Below are 309 nucleotides of genomic sequence, written 5' to 3'. Positions count from 1 at the left end.
TCAAACAAACAAATGACTCTTGGAGAGTCGATGAAACATATATCAAAGTAAAAGGTCAATGGATGTACCTGTATCGTGCTGTTGATTCGAACGGAAACACAATCGATTTTTGCCTAAGCAAAACAAGAGATCATAAGGTTGCAAAGCGCTTTTTCAAGAAAGCTTTGCGGTCTTTTCATGTTTCAAAGCCACGTGTGATAACATTCGATAAGAACTCGGCTTATCCTATAGCAATTGAACAGTTGAAAAAAGAAAACATACTAAGATTAGTAGTGCAGGCCAAGGCATTGGTTCGCACTACTATTTTTT

1 protein-coding gene is annotated in these 309 nt (G+C 37.2%); it reads left to right on the top strand.

Annotated elements, in window-relative coordinates:
• Positions 1-309, top strand: a 309-nt coding sequence (locus tag MR065_RS27255) for a DDE-type integrase/transposase/recombinase (RefSeq protein WP_242215750.1), incomplete at both ends; no start/stop codon positions are given.

It is taken from the genome of Bacillus cereus group sp. BfR-BA-01383, assembly GCF_022663495.1.
Lineage (GTDB): Bacteria > Bacillota > Bacilli > Bacillales > Bacillaceae_G > Bacillus_A > Bacillus_A cereus_AU.
This window is presented reverse-complemented; position numbering and strand designations above follow the sequence as displayed.